This window comes from Achromobacter sp. Marseille-Q0513 (assembly GCF_018195695.1).
Lineage (GTDB): Bacteria > Pseudomonadota > Gammaproteobacteria > Burkholderiales > Burkholderiaceae_B > Achromobacter.
In genome coordinates, this window is record NZ_JAGTJY010000344.1 from 1 (window position 1) to 2,185 (window position 2,185).

2 protein-coding genes and 2 pseudogenes are annotated in these 2,185 nt (G+C 69.9%); 2 read left to right on the forward strand and 2 right to left on the reverse strand.

Features of this window, described 5'->3' with window-relative positions:
- A pseudogene (locus KDH83_RS30460) lies at nt 1-220 on the forward strand (dTDP-glucose 4,6-dehydratase); the annotation flags it as partial.
- An 18-nt stretch (nt 221-238) separates the two neighbouring features.
- Here the strand turns inward: KDH83_RS30460 and KDH83_RS30465 are convergent.
- Nucleotides 239-1,438, reverse strand: coding sequence for an amidohydrolase family protein (locus KDH83_RS30465; RefSeq protein WP_212322719.1), 1,200 nt, complete (start codon nt 1,436-1,438; stop codon nt 239-241).
- 43 nt (nt 1,439-1,481) lie between these two features.
- A complete protein-coding gene (locus tag KDH83_RS30470) occupies nt 1,482-1,679 on the reverse strand; it encodes a hypothetical protein (RefSeq protein ID WP_212322720.1) in 198 nt (65 codons plus the stop codon).
- 203 nt (nt 1,680-1,882) lie between these two features.
- Between KDH83_RS30470 and KDH83_RS30475 the strand changes: the two are divergent.
- Nucleotides 1,883-2,185 (forward strand): annotated as a pseudogene (locus KDH83_RS30475) (hypothetical protein); the annotation flags it as partial.

A 2,185-nucleotide genomic window follows, 5' to 3' on the forward strand; every position in this document is an offset into this window, starting at 1 on the left:
CTACGGCCGGCTATATGGTCCCGGCACCGGCGCCACGACCCGGCCCGCGGCGAACGCGCTGCATGTGGAAGGCGCCGCCTGGGCGGCGCTGCTGGCGCTGCGCCATGGCGGCGGCGTGTTCAATATCGCCGAGGACGAATCGGAAGTGAGCACGGCGCGCGCCCGCGCGGCGCTGGGCTGGCGCCCGGGCATGAGCGGGCTGCCGGCGGTCGCGAGCTGAGGCGCTCGCGCCGCCGCTTCAGTTGGCGGCGTCCTGCCCGTAGCGGGCGGCCACGATGCCGCCCGTCAGCACCAGCCTGCGCGGCACGCGCTGCGCCACGGCCTCGGCCGCGCAGCTCGCGTCCACCAGCACCAGGTCGGCCCGCGCGCCCGGCGTCAGGCCGTAATCGGCGAAGCCGCAGGCGCGCGCGGCGGATGTCGTCACGCACTCCAGGGCCCAGCCGATTTCCTCGTCGCGGCGCAGGTCGTTGCGCATTCCGATCAGCATGGCGCGCGCCAGCATGTCGGGTTCGCCATAGGGCGACCAGGTGTCGCGTATGCCGTCGTTGCCGCCGAAGATCGTCACGCCCGCCTCGCGGCAGGCGCGCACGGACGGCACCGGCCGCGACGGCGGCGCGGTGGTGAGCAGCGCCACGTCCAGCGCGGCCAGACGCGCCAGCAATCCGTCCTGCCGGCGCGCGTCCAGGGCGCCCAGGCAGAACGCGTGGCTGACCACGAGCCGGCCGGCCATGCCCAGCGCCTGGCAGCGGTCCAGCATCAGGTCGAGCGTGAAGGCGCCCAGCTCGCCGGGCTCGTGCAAATGTATGTCCAGCGGCTTGCCGTGGCGCTCGGCCAGATCGAAAAGCAGATCCAGGGAACGCGCCGGATCGCGATCGATGGCACAGGGATCCAGTCCGCCAAGCACATCGGCGCCCGCCGCCAGCGCGCGGTCCAGCAGCTCCGCCGTGCCCGGCCGGATCAGCAGGCCGGACTGCGGAAAGGCCACGATCTGGATGTCGACGCGGCCCGCGAGCGCCTCGCGCGTGGCCAGCACGCCATCCAGGTGCCGCAAGCCCGCTTCGGTATCCACGTCCACATGGGTGCGGATGCGCGTCGTGCCCAGCCGCAGGAAGGCCAGCGCCAGCGCCTGCGAATGCGCGCGGGCGTCGTGGCCGCTGGCGGCCCGCCAGGCGCGTTCATTGTCGATGCGGTCCGTCAGCGCCGAACCCACATCGTTGACGTACCAGGGCGATCCCCAGGTGGTCTTGTCCAGGTGGGCATGGCCCTCGACCAGGCCGGGCAGCAGCAAGGCGCCGCCGCCCTCTTCCACGGGCAGCGCGCGCCATTCGGGCGCCGAGCCGACGTTCTCGCCCAGGGCCGCGAGGCGGCCCTGCCGGATCGCGACATCCACGCGCCGGCCATCCGGCGCGCGGACATTCTTCAGCAGCAAATCGGTCATTGGGGAATATCCCGCCGGCGGCACGCGCCGCCGGCCAGCCGGATCAGGCCTGGGGCGGTTCGATCCAGACGAAACGCTCGCCCTGACGGAGCATGTCGGCCACGCCTTCGGGCGTCAGACGGTAGTCGGTGCCCATGAGCGTGGCGCCGCCGTCGTCGTGGATGTGGATCACGGCCAGCGGATCATTGGCCATGGTGTACCAGTAGTAACCGGGCTTGAGATTGTGCAGGTTTGTGTTCATGGACCCAGTATACAAACAAGCCTGCGAATACCCCATGACCCCAAGTCAAAGATAAAAAATGTCGCAACGCGCCTGACACCGAACGCGTCAGGCGGCATACTCTTTGCGTGCCCCGGCCGAGACGCGCCCGACGCGCGATACGGAACGCCCGGCGGCGGCGCCATTCGCACACCAGCGTTGATTGCGAGGGAAAAAACAAACGTATGAAACGGCAGGCACTCCAATTCAGCGAGCCTCTCAAGCAAGCGATTCTGGACGGCTACAAGGTACAGACGCGACGCATCGTCAAACCCCAGCCCACCCAGCCCACCACGATCTGGTATGCCGACGCATCGGACTCCGGCAAATGGGTGGCCATGGGACCGTCCCGCAACGGATCGGCCGAACTGCGCAAGACCTCGTCCTGGATCAGCTGCCCCTACGGCAAGTCCGGCGAAAGTATCCAGCTTGCCGACGAATCGGGCACGCCCTTCGCCAGCGCGGTCGTCGTGGGCGTGCGCATCCAG